Annotated in this window: 12 protein-coding genes; all 12 read left to right on the top strand. The window is 72.2% G+C overall.

Going from position 1 to position 13052, the window contains the following annotated elements; all coding sequences use genetic code 11:
• The first annotated feature begins 8 nt into the window (after positions 1 to 8).
• From KJK29_RS33145 to rfbC, 12 genes are read left to right on the top strand one after another with little or no spacing between them, the layout of a single operon-like run.
• Positions 9 to 1547 (top strand): right-handed parallel beta-helix repeat-containing protein, encoded by a 1539-nt coding sequence (locus tag KJK29_RS33145; RefSeq protein ID WP_215122841.1) that lies wholly within the window; start codon positions 9 to 11, stop codon positions 1545 to 1547.
• Between the two features lies 1 nt (position 1548).
• On the top strand, positions 1549 to 2823 hold the full coding sequence (locus KJK29_RS33140; protein WP_215122840.1) for an O-antigen ligase domain-containing protein: 1275 nt from the start codon (positions 1549 to 1551) through the stop codon (positions 2821 to 2823).
• A 2-nt stretch (positions 2824 to 2825) separates the two neighbouring features.
• On the top strand, positions 2826 to 4076 hold the full coding sequence (locus KJK29_RS33135) for a glycosyltransferase (RefSeq protein ID WP_215122839.1): 1251 nt from the start codon (positions 2826 to 2828) through the stop codon (positions 4074 to 4076).
• Positions 4077 to 5321 (top strand): class I SAM-dependent methyltransferase, encoded by a 1245-nt coding sequence (locus KJK29_RS33130; RefSeq protein WP_215122838.1) that lies wholly within the window; start codon positions 4077 to 4079, stop codon positions 5319 to 5321.
• Positions 5318 to 6112 carry a glycosyltransferase family protein gene (locus KJK29_RS33125; RefSeq protein WP_215122837.1) on the top strand — a complete coding sequence of 265 codons (795 nt, stop codon included), beginning with the start codon at positions 5318 to 5320 and terminating at the stop codon, positions 6110 to 6112. The genes KJK29_RS33130 and KJK29_RS33125 overlap by 4 nt, the downstream gene beginning before the upstream one ends.
• A complete protein-coding gene (locus KJK29_RS33120; RefSeq protein WP_215122836.1) occupies positions 6109 to 6756 on the top strand; it encodes a PIG-L deacetylase family protein in 648 nt (215 codons plus the stop codon). The genes KJK29_RS33125 and KJK29_RS33120 overlap by 4 nt, the downstream gene beginning before the upstream one ends.
• A gap of 3 nt (positions 6757 to 6759) precedes the next feature.
• On the top strand, positions 6760 to 7785 hold the full coding sequence (locus tag KJK29_RS33115; protein WP_215122835.1) for an NAD-dependent epimerase/dehydratase family protein: 1026 nt from the start codon (positions 6760 to 6762) through the stop codon (positions 7783 to 7785).
• The gene (locus KJK29_RS33110) at positions 7773 to 9056 is read left to right on the top strand and encodes a DUF4910 domain-containing protein (RefSeq protein ID WP_215122834.1); all 1284 of its coding nucleotides are present in this window, start codon (positions 7773 to 7775) and stop codon (positions 9054 to 9056) included. Before KJK29_RS33115 ends, KJK29_RS33110 begins: the two co-directional genes overlap by 13 nt.
• Before the next feature lie 5 nt (positions 9057 to 9061).
• Positions 9062 to 10363: an MATE family efflux transporter gene (locus KJK29_RS33105; protein ID WP_215122833.1), complete on the top strand. Its 1302-nt coding sequence runs from the start codon at positions 9062 to 9064 to the stop codon at positions 10361 to 10363.
• Positions 10360 to 11307, top strand: coding sequence for a glycosyltransferase family 2 protein (locus KJK29_RS33100; RefSeq protein ID WP_215122832.1), 948 nt, complete (start codon positions 10360 to 10362; stop codon positions 11305 to 11307). The genes KJK29_RS33105 and KJK29_RS33100 overlap by 4 nt, the downstream gene beginning before the upstream one ends.
• Positions 11304 to 12503 (top strand): polysaccharide pyruvyl transferase family protein, encoded by a 1200-nt coding sequence (locus KJK29_RS33095; protein ID WP_215122831.1) that lies wholly within the window; start codon positions 11304 to 11306, stop codon positions 12501 to 12503. The genes KJK29_RS33100 and KJK29_RS33095 overlap by 4 nt, the downstream gene beginning before the upstream one ends.
• Positions 12500 to 13051, top strand: coding sequence for a dTDP-4-dehydrorhamnose 3,5-epimerase (gene rfbC / locus KJK29_RS33090; RefSeq protein WP_215122830.1), 552 nt, complete (start codon positions 12500 to 12502; stop codon positions 13049 to 13051). Before KJK29_RS33095 ends, rfbC begins: the two co-directional genes overlap by 4 nt.
• The last annotated feature ends 1 nt before the right edge of the window (position 13052 follow it).

Genomic DNA, 13052 nt, shown 5'->3' with positions numbered 1-13052 from the left:
GGGGGCGCGTGGGGATCAAATGGCCGCACCGGGCGTTACCGGCGGTGTCGTTGGCGTTGGCCCTGCTGGCGGTGACCGGCTGTGACAGCACGCCGGGCGCGCGGCCGGAGCCCGGCACCGCGCCGTCCACGTCCGCGGCCACGGCCCGTTCCGTGGCCCGGGTGTGCGCCCATCCCGCGGCCGGGCCCGCGAAGGCGCCGGCGGGCGCGGTGACGGTCGACCCCTCGGTGACCGGCGACCTGGCCGCGAAGACCAAGAGCAACCCGCCGAACACCACGTTCTGGCTGCGGCCGGGCAAGCACCGGCTTGAGCCGGACCGCTACGCCCAGGTCATCCCCAAGAAGGGGAACCGCTACCTCGGGGCGCCGGGTGCGGTGCTCGACGGCCGGAGGACCAACCAGTACGCGTTCGGCGGCACCGCCCGCGATGTCACCATCCGCCATCTGACGGTGCGGGGGTTCGTCGCGCCGCACAACGAGGGCGTGGTCAACCACGACTCGGCCGACGGCTGGGTGATCGAGCACGCGACGATCCGGAACAACTCCGGCGCCGGGCTGATGGCCGGTGCCCGCCAGCGGGTCCGGGCCAGCTGCCTGCGCGACAACGGGCAGTACGGCATGAACGCGTACAAGGCCAAGGGCCGTATCAGCGGCCTGGTGGTCGAGGGCAACGAGATCACGGGCAACAACACCGACGACTGGGAGCGGCGGCGGGAGGGCTGCGGCTGCACCGGAGGCATCAAGTTCTGGGCCGTCGACGGCGCCGATGTGCGCGGCAACTGGGTGCACGACAACCGCGGAGCGGGGTTGTGGGCGGACACCAACAACAACGACTTCCGCATCGAGGACAATGTGCTGGAGGCCAACGACGGCGCCGCGCTGATCTACGAGACCAGCTACAACGCGGTCATCCGGAAGAACACGATCCGCCGGAACAACCGGGTCGAGGGCCGCAGGTCCGCCGACCGCGGCGACACCTTCCCCTTCGCGACCGTCTACTTGTCCGAGTCCGGCGGCGAACCCCGCATCCGTGCCCGCACGGACAAGATCGAGATCTACCGGAACGTGCTGGAGAACAACTGGTCCGGGATCACCCTGTGGGAGAACGCCGACCGGTTCTGCAACAGCCCGGCCAACACCTCGTCCGGTGACTGCACCTTGCTGGTGAAGGACACCGACCGCTGCGCGCGGCCGGGGATCGCCAGGGCACCGCTCTACGCCGACTGCCGATGGAAGACCCAGCGGGTGGACATCCACCACAACCGCTTCGTGCTGGACCCGTCCGTCGTCGGGTGCACGGCGAAGTGCGACCGCATGGCGGTGCTGGCCAACTACGGCACCTATCCGGACTGGTCGCCCTACCAGGGCGAGCGGGTGGCGGAGGCGATCACCCGCGAGCAGCACAACCGCTGGCACGACAACACCTACGTCGGACCGTGGAAGTTCGTCGCCCACGACCCGAGCCGGGTGCTCGACTCCGGGCAGTGGCAGGGCACGCCGTACCGGCAGGACGCGGGCAGCACCTTCCGCGCACGGGAGGGTGGTTGAGATGACCACGTCCCGGATGCCGAGGATCGTCGGTACCGCCTGGGGGCTGCTGATCCTCAACACGCTCGGCTCCGCCGGGGCGAAGACCATCGTCCCGCTGCCGCGCTCGCTCATCCAGATGGTCACGATGGGCGCGCTGGTCGCCGCGTTCACGCTGGCACTCGCGGTCAATCCACGGCTGCGTATCCGGCCCAGTGCCTTCGTGTTCCTGCTCACGCTGCTGCTGGTGGTCAGCGTGATCTCCAGCGCGAGCCTGGAGTCCGGGTTCGGCGCGCTGTTCCGCTGCGCCCGGCTGGGCCTCTTCGTCACCACGCTGTGGCTGCTCAGCCGCTGGTGGGACGGCGGCCTGACGTTCGCACGGCATCACATCCGGATGTACTTCGCGGTCCTCGGGTCGGTGGCCGCGGGCCTGGCCGTCTCACCGGGCGCGGCCATGCCCGAGCTCTACGGCGGGCGGCTGGTCGGCGCGTTGTGGCCGCTCACCCCGCCGCAGATCGGGCAGTACGCCGCGGTGATCATCGGGCTCACCGTGCTGCTCGTCCTGGGCCGGCGGACCGACCGGGGCAGCGCGGCGCTGGTCGTCGTGCCGTCGCTTCTCCTGCTCGCGCTGACCCATACCCGGACGGCCACGCTCGGCCTGCTGGCCGGGCTGGTGCTGGCGATCGGCTCGCTCGTCCTGACCAGCGCCGCCGCCCGCCGGTTCTTCGCCTGGGCGGTGGGGTGCGCCGCCGTGGCCGCGGTGGGGTTCAACGCCGCGCTGCAGGCGTGGTTCCTGCGCGGGCAGAGCCAGGAGAACTTCACCAGCCTCACCGGCCGGGCCAAGGTCTGGAACGCCCTGCTGGCGGCGCCCCGGACGACCTCGGAGCAGTGGTTCGGCGCGGGCCTGGGCGACAAGTCGTTCGGCGGGCTGCCGATCGACAACAGCTGGCTCGCCGTCTACCACGAGCAGGGCCTGGCCGGAGTCGCCCTGGTGGCGGCGGTCTTCATCGTGCTGGGCGGCGTCGCGTTGCTGCGACCGCCGTCGCTGCAGAGGGCCTGCGCGATCTTCCTGATCAGCTACTGCGCGATCGCCTCGTACACCGAGGCCGGGCTCGGCGACGCCTCGCCGTATCTGCTGCATCTGGCCGTGGCCGCCTCGCTGCTGGCGGCACCCGCCGGGGCCGCTCCCCGCTCGACGAGCGAAGCGCCTTCTGAAGCGCCTTCCGAAGCGCCTTCGACGCCCGAAGCGCCCGCACGACGCATTCCGCGATGGGCCCAGAGATCGGAGGTGAGCTGACCATGCATGTCCTCGTGGTGCACAACCGCTACGCCTCGGCACAGCCGAGCGGGGAGAACAAGGTCGTCGACCAGGAGGTGGCACTGCTGCGCGAGGCCGGTCACCGGGTCGGGGTGTTCGAGCGGCGCAGCGACGACATCGCCGCCCGCTCCCTGCCGGGCAAGGCCGCGATACCGCTGCTGGTGCCGTGGAACCCGGCGGTCCGGGCGGAACTCGCCGCCCGGCTGCGCGCCGAGCGGCCGGACGTGGTGCACGTCCACAACGTCTTCCCGCTGCTGTCGCCCGCCGTGCTGGCCGCCTGCGCCGACGCCGGTGTGCCCGCCGTGGCCACGCTGCACAACTACACGCAGATCTGCCCGCCGGGCACGCTGCAGCGGGACGGCCGGCCCTGCACCGCGTGCGTCGGGTCGACGCCGCTGCCCGCCGTCCGGCACGGCTGCTACCGCGGCTCCCGGCTGGCGACGGTGCCGCTCGCGGTCAGCCTGTCGGTCAACCGGCGGCGGTGGTGGACCGGCGTGGAGCGGTTCTTCTGCATCTCCGCGGCGCAGCGCGACGTCCTGGTGCGGGCCGGCATGCCGCCCGAGCGGCTGACGGTGAAGCACAACTTCGTGCCCGACCCGGGGACGTGCCGAGAGGGCGCCGGCGAGCATCTGCTCTATCTCGGCCGGCTCGCCGAGGCCAAGGGCGTACGGCTGCTCATGGCCGCGTGGGACGAGGTCGCCGCGGGCGGCGGTGCGGGCGTGCCGCTCGTGATCGCCGGCACGGGGCCGCTGGAGCCGGAGGTGATCGCCTGGGCGGCGGGCCGGGACGATGTGCGCTACGTCGGCCTGTACGACACGGCGGAGTGCCGGAAGGCCATCGCGCGGGCCGTCGCCGTGGTGGCTCCCTCGACGTGGCTGGAGGCGTTCGGCCTGGTCGTCGTCGAGGCGATGGCGGCGGGGGTCCCGGTCGTCGCCGCCGGTCACGGGGCCTTCGTCGAACTCGTCGAGGACGGGGTGACCGGGCTGCTGCACCGGCCGGGCGACACCGCCTCGCTCGCGGACCGCCTGCGCCGGATCACGGCGGAGCAAGCCCGCAACCGGGAGATGGGCCAGGCGGCCCGGAGGCGGTACGAGCAGGGCTTCAGCCCGGCCGTCGGCCTGGAGCGCCTGGTGGAGGGGTACCGCACCGCGATCGCGGGGCGGTCGGAATCAAACGGGGACCGAATCATCGGGGACCGCATCCATGGGGACCGAATCAATGGGGGGCAGTAAATGACACGATGCAGACTCTGCGGCTCGGAGGCGCTGGCGAGCGTCGTCGACCTGGGGGCGACCCCGCCCTGCGAAAGCTTTCTCGCCGCGGACCAACTGGACCAGCCGGAACCGGCGTACCCGCTGCACCTGCGGGTCTGCACCGACTGCTGGCTCGCGCAGATCCCTCCGCTCATCACGCCGGAGGAGACGTTCAAGGAGTACGCGTACTTCTCCTCGTACTCGACGTCCTGGGTGGAGCACGCGCGCACCTTCGTCGCCGACGCCGTCCAGCGGGTGGGGCTCGGCACCGACGGCTCCGAGGCCTTCGTGGTCGAGGTGGCCAGCAACGACGGGTACCTGCTCAAGCACGTGGTGGACCGGGGGATCCGCTGCCTGGGCATCGAGCCGTCGGTGAACGTCGGTGCCGCGGCGCGCGACGCGGGCGTGCCCACGCTCACGGAGTTCCTGAGCCCGGACACCGGTTCGGCCGTCCGCGCCGAGCACGGCCCGGCGGACCTGGTCGTGGCCAACAACGTGTACGCGCACATCCCCGACGTGGTCGGGTTCACCGAGGGTCTGCGCGCCCTGGTCGCCGACGACGGCTGGGTCTCCATCGAGGTGCAGCACCTGCTGACCCTGATCGAGGAGAACCAGTACGACACGATCTACCACGAGCACTTCCAGTACTACACGGTCGCGTCCGCGATCCGGGCCCTTGCGAGCGGCGGACTCACCCTCGTGGACGTCGAGTTGCTGCCCACGCACGGCGGCTCCATCCGGCTGTGGGCCCGGCCGGCCGAGGTGGCCGGCGAGCCGACCGCACGCGTGGCCGACGTACTCGCCCGGGAGAAGGCCGCCGGGCTGCAAGAGCTGTCCGGGTACACCGAGTTCTCCGCCCGGGTGGCCAAGGTCCGCCGGGACCTGCTGCGTTTCCTCATCGAGGCGGCCGAGCGCGGCGAGACGGTCGTCGGCTACGGCGCCCCGGGCAAGGGCAACACCCTGCTCAACCACTGCGGTATCCGGCCCGACCTGCTCGCGTACACGGTCGACCGCAACCCGTACAAGCACGGCAGGTTCACGCCCGGCACCCGCATCCCGATCCTGCCGCCCGAGCAGATAGCCGCCGACAAACCGGACTACGTGCTGGTCCTCCCCTGGAACCTGCGGGCCGAGCTGGTCGAGCAGCTCTCCTTCGTGCACGAGTGGGGCGGCCGGCTGGTCTTCCCCATCCCGGAACTGAGCATTGTCGAGGTCAAGGCATGAAGGTCGTTCTGTTCTGCGGCGGTTACGGGATGCGGATGCGCAGCGGCGCGGCGGACGACGTGCCCAAGCCGATGGCGATGGTCGGACCCAGGCCGCTGATCTGGCATGTCATGCGCTACTACGCGCACTTCGGGCACAAGGAGTTCATCCTGTGCCTCGGCTACGGGGCCCATCACATCAAGGACTTCTTCCTCAACTACGAGGAGACGACGTCCAACGACTTCGTGCTGCGGGACGGGCGGACCGAGCTGCTGTCCACCGACATCGCGGACTGGACGATCACGTTCGCGCAGACCGGCATCGAGTCGCCGATCGGGGAGCGGCTGCGCCGGGTGCGGCACCATCTGGACGGCGACGAGATGTTCCTCGCCAACTACGCCGACGTGCTCACCGATGCCCCGCTGCCGGAGATGATCGACCGGTTCGCCCGGCGTGACGCGGGCGCGTCGATGATGGTGGTTCCGCCGCAGTCCTCGTTCCACTGTGTGGACCTGGGCGAGGACGGCCTGGTCGGGGGCATCACCGCGGTGAGCGACATGCCGCTGTGGGAGAACGGCGGCTACTTCGTGCTCCGTCAGGAGGTCTTCGACCACATCCCGGAGAACGGGGACCTGGTCGCCGACGGCTGCGCCCAGTTGGCCAAGCAGGGACGGCTGGTGGCGCACCAGCACCGCGGCTTCTGGAAGCCGACCGACACCGTGAAGGAGCGGGCCGCGCTCGACGAGGCGTACGCCCGGGGCGACCGGCCGTGGGCCGTGTGGGAGCGGGACAGCGTCGGAGCCAGGGCGTGATCCGGCTCGGGGCGGGGCCCCTGGACCGGATCGTCGCGGTGGGCGCGCATTGCGACGACATCGCCATCGGCGCCGGCGGCACGCTGCTGACGCTGTGCCTCGCGCGGCCGGGTGTCCGTGTCGACGCGCTGGTGCTCTCCGGCGGGGGCGGCGAGCGGGAGCAGGAGGAGCGGGCCGCGCTCGCCGCCTTCTGCCCGGGCGCCGACCTGCGGCTGACGGTGCTCAAGCTGCCGGACGGCCGGCTGCCCGCGCACTGGGAGGAGGCCAAGGCCGCGGTCGAGGAGCTGCGCGAGCGGACCGATCCGGACCTGATCCTCGCCCCGCGTACCGAGGACGCGCACCAGGACCACCGCGGCCTGGCGCGCTTGCTGCCCACCGCGTTCCGCGACCACCTCGTACTGGGCTACGAGATCGTCAAGTGGGACGGCGATCTCGGCCGTCCGGCGGCGTACCAGCCGCTGTCGACGGAGACCGCCGAGCGGAAGGTGCGGCTGCTGCAGGAGCACTACCCCTCGCAGCGGCACCGGCCCTGGTACGACCGGGAGGCCTTCCTCGGTCTCGCACGGATCCGCGGCATCGAATGCCACGAGCGCTACGCCGAGGCGTTCGACGTCAACAAACTCACGCTCCATCTGGGGGGATGAACCATGCGCGTACTGCTGACCGGTCACCAGGGCTATCTGGGCACCGTGATGGCCCCGGTCCTCAGCGCCGCCGGGCACGAGGTCGTCGGCCTCGACGCCGGACTCTTCGCCGACTGCGTGCTGGGCCCGTCGCCCGCGGACCCGTCGGGCCACCGCGTCGACCTGCGCGACGTCACCGCCGAGCACGTGGCCGGGGTGGACGCCGTGATCCACCTCGCCGCGCTGTCCAACGACCCGCTGGGATCGCTGGCGCCGGAGCTCACCTACGACATCAATCACCACGCCTCCGTACGGCTGGCCCGGCTGGCCCGCGACGCCGGGGTGCGGCGCTTCCTGTACGCGTCCACCTGCTCGGTCTACGGCGCGGCGGGCGGCGACGACCTGGTGGGCGAGGACGCCCCGCTGCGCCCGGTGACGCCGTACGCGGAGTCCAAGGTGCGGGTGGAGGACGACCTGCACGCGCTGGCCGACGGCGACTTCACCCCGGTGTTCATGCGCAACGCCACCGCCTTCGGCTACTCCCCCAGGCTGCGGGCCGACATCGTGCTGAACAACCTGGTGGGCCACGCGCTCCTCTCCGGCGAGGTCCTCGTCCTCTCCGACGGCACGCCCTGGCGGCCGCTGGTGCACGCCGCCGACATCGCCCGTGCCTTCACGGCCGCGCTGACCGCGCCGCGGGAAGCGGTGCACGACCGGGCGTTCAACATCGGCAGCGAGACCAACAACGTCACGGTCGCCGAGATCGCCGAGCAGGTCGCCGAGGCGGTGTCCGGTTCGAAGGTGGTGATCACCGGGGAGAACGGCGCCGACCCGCGGTCGTACCGGGTGGACTTCTCCCGGTTCCGCGCGGCGATCCCCGGCTTCGACTGCGAGTGGACGGTGAAGCGGGGCGCGCTCGAACTCGCCGACGCCTACCGCGAACACGGCCTCACCCAGGAGGACTTCGAGCAGCGCTTCACCCGACTCGCCGTGCTGCGCGCGGCGTCCGACGCCGGTGCCGTCGACGACACCCTGCGGTGGCGCCGATGACCGCTGTCGGCGAGGAGATGCATGCTCTGGTGGAGCGGATGTACCCGCTCTGCCGGAGCATCACCGGCGACGGGGTGCGCGCCACCCTGGAGATCGTCGACGAGTACGTCCCGCTGCGGGTGCACGAGGTGCCGACCGGGACGCAGGTGCTCGACTGGACGGTGCCGCAGGAGTGGAACATCCGGGACGCGTACATCGCCGACGCCTCCGGCAAGCGGGTCGTCGACTTCGCCGCGTCCAGCCTGCATGTGCTCGGCTACAGCGTGCCGGTGTCACGGACCATGCCGCTGTCCGAGCTGCGCGCACACCTGCACACCCTGCCGGAGCACCCGGGTTGGGTGCCGTACCGCACCAGCTACTACAAGCCGGAGTGGGGGTTCTGCCTGGCCCAGGAGACCCTGGACGCGCTGCCGGAGGGCGAGTACGAGGTCCGTGTCGACTCCACCCTCGCGGACGGTCACCTCACCTACGCCGAGCACGTGGTGCCCGGGCAGGTCGCCGACGAGGTGATCGTCTCCTGCCATGTCTGCCATCCGTCGCTGGCCAACGACAACCTGGCCGGCGTCGCGGTGGCGGTGTTCCTGGCCCGGGCGCTGGCGGCGGAGAAGCCGTACTACACCTACCGGTTCATCTTCGCGCCCGGAACCATCGGGGCGATCACCTGGCTGGCCCGCAACGCGGAGCGGATCGACCGGGTCAAGCACGGCCTCGTGCTGGCCTGCGCGGGCGACTCGGGGCACCTGACGTACAAGCGGAGCAGGCGCGGCGACGCGGAGATCGACCGGGTGCTGCGGCATGTGCTGACCGCGTCCGAACGCCCGCACCGCGTCACCGAGTTCACTCCGTACGGCTACGACGAGCGGCAGTACTGCTCGCCCGGGTTCGACCTCGGCGTGGGCTCGCTGAGCCGGACCCCGTACGCCGGATACCCCGAGTACCACACCTCGGCGGACAACCCGGACTTCGTGTCCCCGGAGGCGATGGCGGACACCCTCGCCGTCTGCCGCGAGGCGTTCTCGGTGCTGGACCGCAACCGGCGGTACGTCAACCTCAGCCCCTACGGCGAACCGCAGCTCGGCAGGCGCGGGCTGTACGACTCGCTCGGCGGGCGCAGCGACGCGAAGCAGGCCCAGATGGCCATGCTGTGGGTGCTCAGCCTCTCCGACGGAGAGCACGGTCTGCTGGACGTCGCCGAGCGGTCGGGGCTGCCGTTCGACACCGTCGCCGCCGCGGCCGACGCCCTGCGCGACGCCGGGCTGATCAAGGCGTGAGACCGATGAACACCGAGGAGGAGAATCCCGGGACGCCGCCGGCGGCACCGGCCGGATCCGCGCGGCGGGCCTTCGTCGGCCGGCTGTCCTGGGGACTGGCCGACCAGGCGGCCTCCAGCATCAGCAACTTCGCGGTGGGCATCTATGTGGCCCGCTCGCTGGGGGTGACCGCGTTCGGCGTGTTCAGCCTCGCCTGGGTGACGTACGGCGTGGTGCTCAACGTCTCCCGCGGTCTCGCCACCGACCCGCTCGTGGTGCGCTTCAGCGGTGTGCCGGACGCGTCCTGGCGCGGGGCGGTGGCCCGGTCGTCGGGTACCGCGCTCGGCGTCGGTGCCGCCATCGGTGCGGCCTGTGTTGCGGTCGGCCTCGCTCTCGGCGGCAGCGTGGGGCCCGCGTTCGCCTGTCTCGGCGTCATGCTGCCGGGGCTGCTGCTCCAGGACGCCTGGCGGTACGCGTTCTTCGCCGCGGGCGCCGGGCGGAAGGCGTTCGTCAACGACCTCGTGTGGGGCGTGGCGCTCGTCCCCGCCATGGTCGTGGCGGCCCGGGTGGGCAGCGTCGCCGCCTTCGTGCTCGCCTGGGGCGCGTCCGCCACGGTGGCCGCGGGGTACGGCTACGTCCAGTCCGGCATCCTGCCCCGGGTGACCCGGGCCCGCGCGTGGCTGCGCGAGCAACGCGACCTCGGCTACCGGTACCTGGTCGAGAACGTCAGCCTCAGCGGCGCCAGCCAACTGCGCGCGTACGGACTGGGCGCGATCGTGGGGGTCGGCGCGGTGGGCGCGGTCCGGGGCGCCGAGCTCCTGCTCGGACCGTTCCTCGCCGTGCTGATGGGGCTGTCGCTGGTCACCGTCTCGGAGGCGGCACGGGTGCTGCGCCGGGCCCCGCACCGACTCGGCAGGTTCTGCCTCCTGCTGGGCGGCGGACAGGCCGTTGCCGCCCTGCTCTGGGGCGGGGCACTGCTCCTGATGCCGGACCGCTTCGGCGCGTTCGTACTCGGCGACGTCTGGCACTCCGCCGCACAGCTCATCGTGCCGGTCACCCTCGGCGTCGCGGGCGCCGGCCTCGGCACCGGCGCGGCGGCCGGGCTGCGCGCGCTCGCCGCGGCCCGGCGCAGCCTGCGCTGCCAGCTGTTCGCCTCCGCCTGCTATGTCGCCGGCGGGCTCGGCGGCGCGGTCCTGGGCGGCACGGTCGGCTCGGCCTGGGGCGTCGCCGCCGCGACCGGCTGCGCGTCGGCCGTGTGGTGGCTGCATCTGCGGTCCGCCCTCGGCGAGCACCGGCACCATCCCATCCCGGAAGTGAGGACGTCATGACCGCCCATCCCCGGCTGAGCATCGGCCTGCCCGTGTACAACGGCGAGCAGTACCTCGCCGAATCGTTCGACGCCCTGCTCGGCCAGACCTACGAGGACTTCGAGCTGGTCGTCTCCGACAACGCCTCGACCGACGGGACCGAGGACATCTGCCGCCGGTACGCCGAGAAGGACTCGCGCATCCGGTACATCCGGCTGACCCGCAACATCGGCGCCGCGCCGAACCACAACTACGTGTTCACCGAGTGCCGCGGCGAGTTGTTCAAGTGGGCCTCGCACGACGACCTCTACGCCCGGGACCTGCTGCGGCGCTGTGTGGAGGCGCTGGACGCGCGGCCGGACCTGGTCCTCGCCCACTCCGACCAGGCGGTCATCGACGGCGAGGGGCGGGTGAAGGTCCCGTACGAGTACGGGCTCGCCACCGCCTCCCCGCACGCGCCGGAGCGCTTCCGCAGCTTCCTGTTCGAGCCCGGGGGCGACGACTTCTACGGGGTGATGCGCGCCGACATGCTGCGCCGGGTGAAGCCGCACGACAGCTACCACCACGCGGACCGCACCTTCGTCGCCCAGATCGTGCTGCAGGGGCCCTTCCACCAGGTGCCCGAGCTGCTGTACTTCCGCCGCGACCATCCCACCCGCGCCGAACGGGCGAACCCTTCCAAGCGTTCCCGGTGCGTCAACCTCGACCCGCGCCGGGCGGGCCGGCTGCACCCGACGCCCCGGCTGCTGGCCGAGTACGTCGGGGGCTTCGTCTCGGCGATCCAGCGGGCGCCGCTCTCCGCGGCCGACCGGCGCGCCTGCTACCGCCACCTGGCCGCGTGGATGACCAGCCGGGTGCGGCCGGGCGCCGGCGAGCGGGTCGAGGACCGCGCCCCGGTCGACCCGGCGAAGCTCACCGTCTCCGTCGACGACCTCGTCGCGGGACGCGAGGGGCGGCGGACATGAGAACTCCCGTGCGCGTCGGGGTGTTCGGTCTGCTCGGCTCCGGCAACCTCGGCAACGACGGGTCGCTGGAGGCCGTACTCGGGTATCTCCGCGCCGAGCACCCGGACGCGGTCGTGGACGCGCTCTGCGGCGGACCCGAGGTCGTCACGGCCCGGTACGGGATCCCCGCGACGCGGCTGCACTGGTACCGCGGGGAGTACCGGACCGCGTCCCGTGCGGGCGCGATCGCGGGCAAGGGCCTGGGCAAACTCGTGGACGTGGTCCGCACCGCCGCCTGGGTGCGCCGGCACGATGTGGTGATCGTGCCGGGCATGGGCGTCCTGGAGGCCACGCTGCCGCTGCGGCCGTGGGGCTTTCCGTACTCCCTGTTCCTGCTCTGCGCGAGCGGCCGGCTGGTCGGCGCCCGGGTCGCGCTGGTCGGCGTCGGCGCCGCCCCGATCGGCAACCGTCCGACCCGGGCCCTGGTGCGCTGGTCGGCGCGGCTGGCCGCGTACCGGTCGTACCGGGACGCCCCGTCCCGCGACGCGATGCGGGAGATGGGCGTGGACACCGCGCGCGACGAGGTCTGTCCCGATCTCGCCTTCGCCCTGCCGGCACCGGAGGCGGGCGCACCCTCGGGCCCACCGGGCCTGGTCTGCGTCGGCGTCATGGACTTCCACGGCGGCGACGACGACCGCGCCCGGGCCGAGGAGATCCACCGGCGCTACCTCGACGGGACGACCCGCTTCGTCCGCGCGCTGGTCGAGGACGGCAGACCGGTCCGGCTGCTCACCGGCGACGCGTGCGACGCGCCCGTGGTCTCCGCGATCCTCGACGCGGTGGACTCGCCGCTGGTCACCGCGGCGGAGGCGGTGTCGCTGGCCGACCTGATGAAGGAGACGGCGGCCGCGGACACCGTGGTGGCGACCCGGTACCACAACCTGATCTGCGCGCTGAAGGCCGGCACGCCGACGCTCGCGCTCAGCTACGCGGCGAAGAGCGACGCGCTCATGGACCGGATGGGCCTCGCCGCGTACTGCCACCCGGCCCGCGAGGTCGACGCCGACCGGCTGCTGGAGCAGTTCCGGGAGCTGGAGAAGCGCTCGGCGGAGCTGCGGCAGACCCTGGCAGAGCGGAACCGAGTTGCCGGCCGGCAACTCGCGGACCATTTCAGCGCCTTGACGGCAGCCCTGTTCCCGGCGAAGGAGACTCCATGAAGGCGACCGAAGTCCCGGAGATAGCGGGGGCGTTCCTCTTCGAGCCGACCCCCCACGCCGACGAACGCGGCTTCTTCTGCCGCACCTTCGACGCCGACGTGGTCCGCTCGGTGGGCCTCGACCCGGACGCCTTCCTCCAGGACAGCGTGTCCCGCTCGGTCCGGGGCGTGCTGCGCGGCCTGCATCTGCGCTCCGGCGAGGGCGAGGCCAAGCTCGTGCGGTGCTCGTACGGGAGGATCTTCGACGTCGTCGTGGACCTGCGGCCGGACTCACCGACCTACCGCAACGTGGCCACCTTCGACCTGTCCGGCGAGACGCAGACGACCCTGTACATCCCGGCGGGGTGCGCGCACGGCTTCCAGGCGCTGACCGAGACGGCCGACACCTCGTACCGGATCGACCGGCCGCACGATCCGGCCGAGGACGTGACGATCGCCTTCGACGACCCGGAGCTCGCCATCGACTGGCCGCTGCCGGTCAGCTCGATGTCCCAGCGGGACCGGGAGGCGCCGAGCCTCGCCGAGGTCCTGAAGCACATGGAAAGGTGAA

This window comes from Streptomyces koelreuteriae (assembly GCF_018604545.1).
GTDB lineage: Bacteria > Actinomycetota > Actinomycetes > Streptomycetales > Streptomycetaceae > Streptomyces > Streptomyces koelreuteriae.
This window is presented reverse-complemented; position numbering and strand designations above follow the sequence as displayed.

Bases quoted from the DNA above. Each gene is read 5' to 3' on its own strand.
- KJK29_RS33130 (WP_215122838.1), top strand. From the start codon at position 4,077: ATGACACGATGCAGACTCTGCGGCTCGGAGGCGCTGGCGAGCGTCGTC.
- rfbC (WP_215122830.1), top strand. From the start codon at position 12,500: ATGAAGGCGACCGAAGTCCCGGAGATAGCGGGGGCGTTCCTCTTCGAG.
- KJK29_RS33125 (WP_215122837.1), top strand. From the start codon at position 5,318: ATGAAGGTCGTTCTGTTCTGCGGCGGTTACGGGATGCGGATGCGCAGC.
- KJK29_RS33115 (WP_215122835.1), top strand. From the start codon at position 6,760: ATGCGCGTACTGCTGACCGGTCACCAGGGCTATCTGGGCACCGTGATG.
- KJK29_RS33140 (WP_215122840.1), top strand. From the start codon at position 1,549: ATGACCACGTCCCGGATGCCGAGGATCGTCGGTACCGCCTGGGGGCTG.
- KJK29_RS33105 (WP_215122833.1), top strand. From the start codon at position 9,062: ATGAACACCGAGGAGGAGAATCCCGGGACGCCGCCGGCGGCACCGGCC.
- KJK29_RS33135 (WP_215122839.1), top strand. From the start codon at position 2,826: ATGCATGTCCTCGTGGTGCACAACCGCTACGCCTCGGCACAGCCGAGC.
- KJK29_RS33100 (WP_215122832.1), top strand. From the start codon at position 10,360: ATGACCGCCCATCCCCGGCTGAGCATCGGCCTGCCCGTGTACAACGGC.
- KJK29_RS33095 (WP_215122831.1), top strand. From the start codon at position 11,304: ATGAGAACTCCCGTGCGCGTCGGGGTGTTCGGTCTGCTCGGCTCCGGC.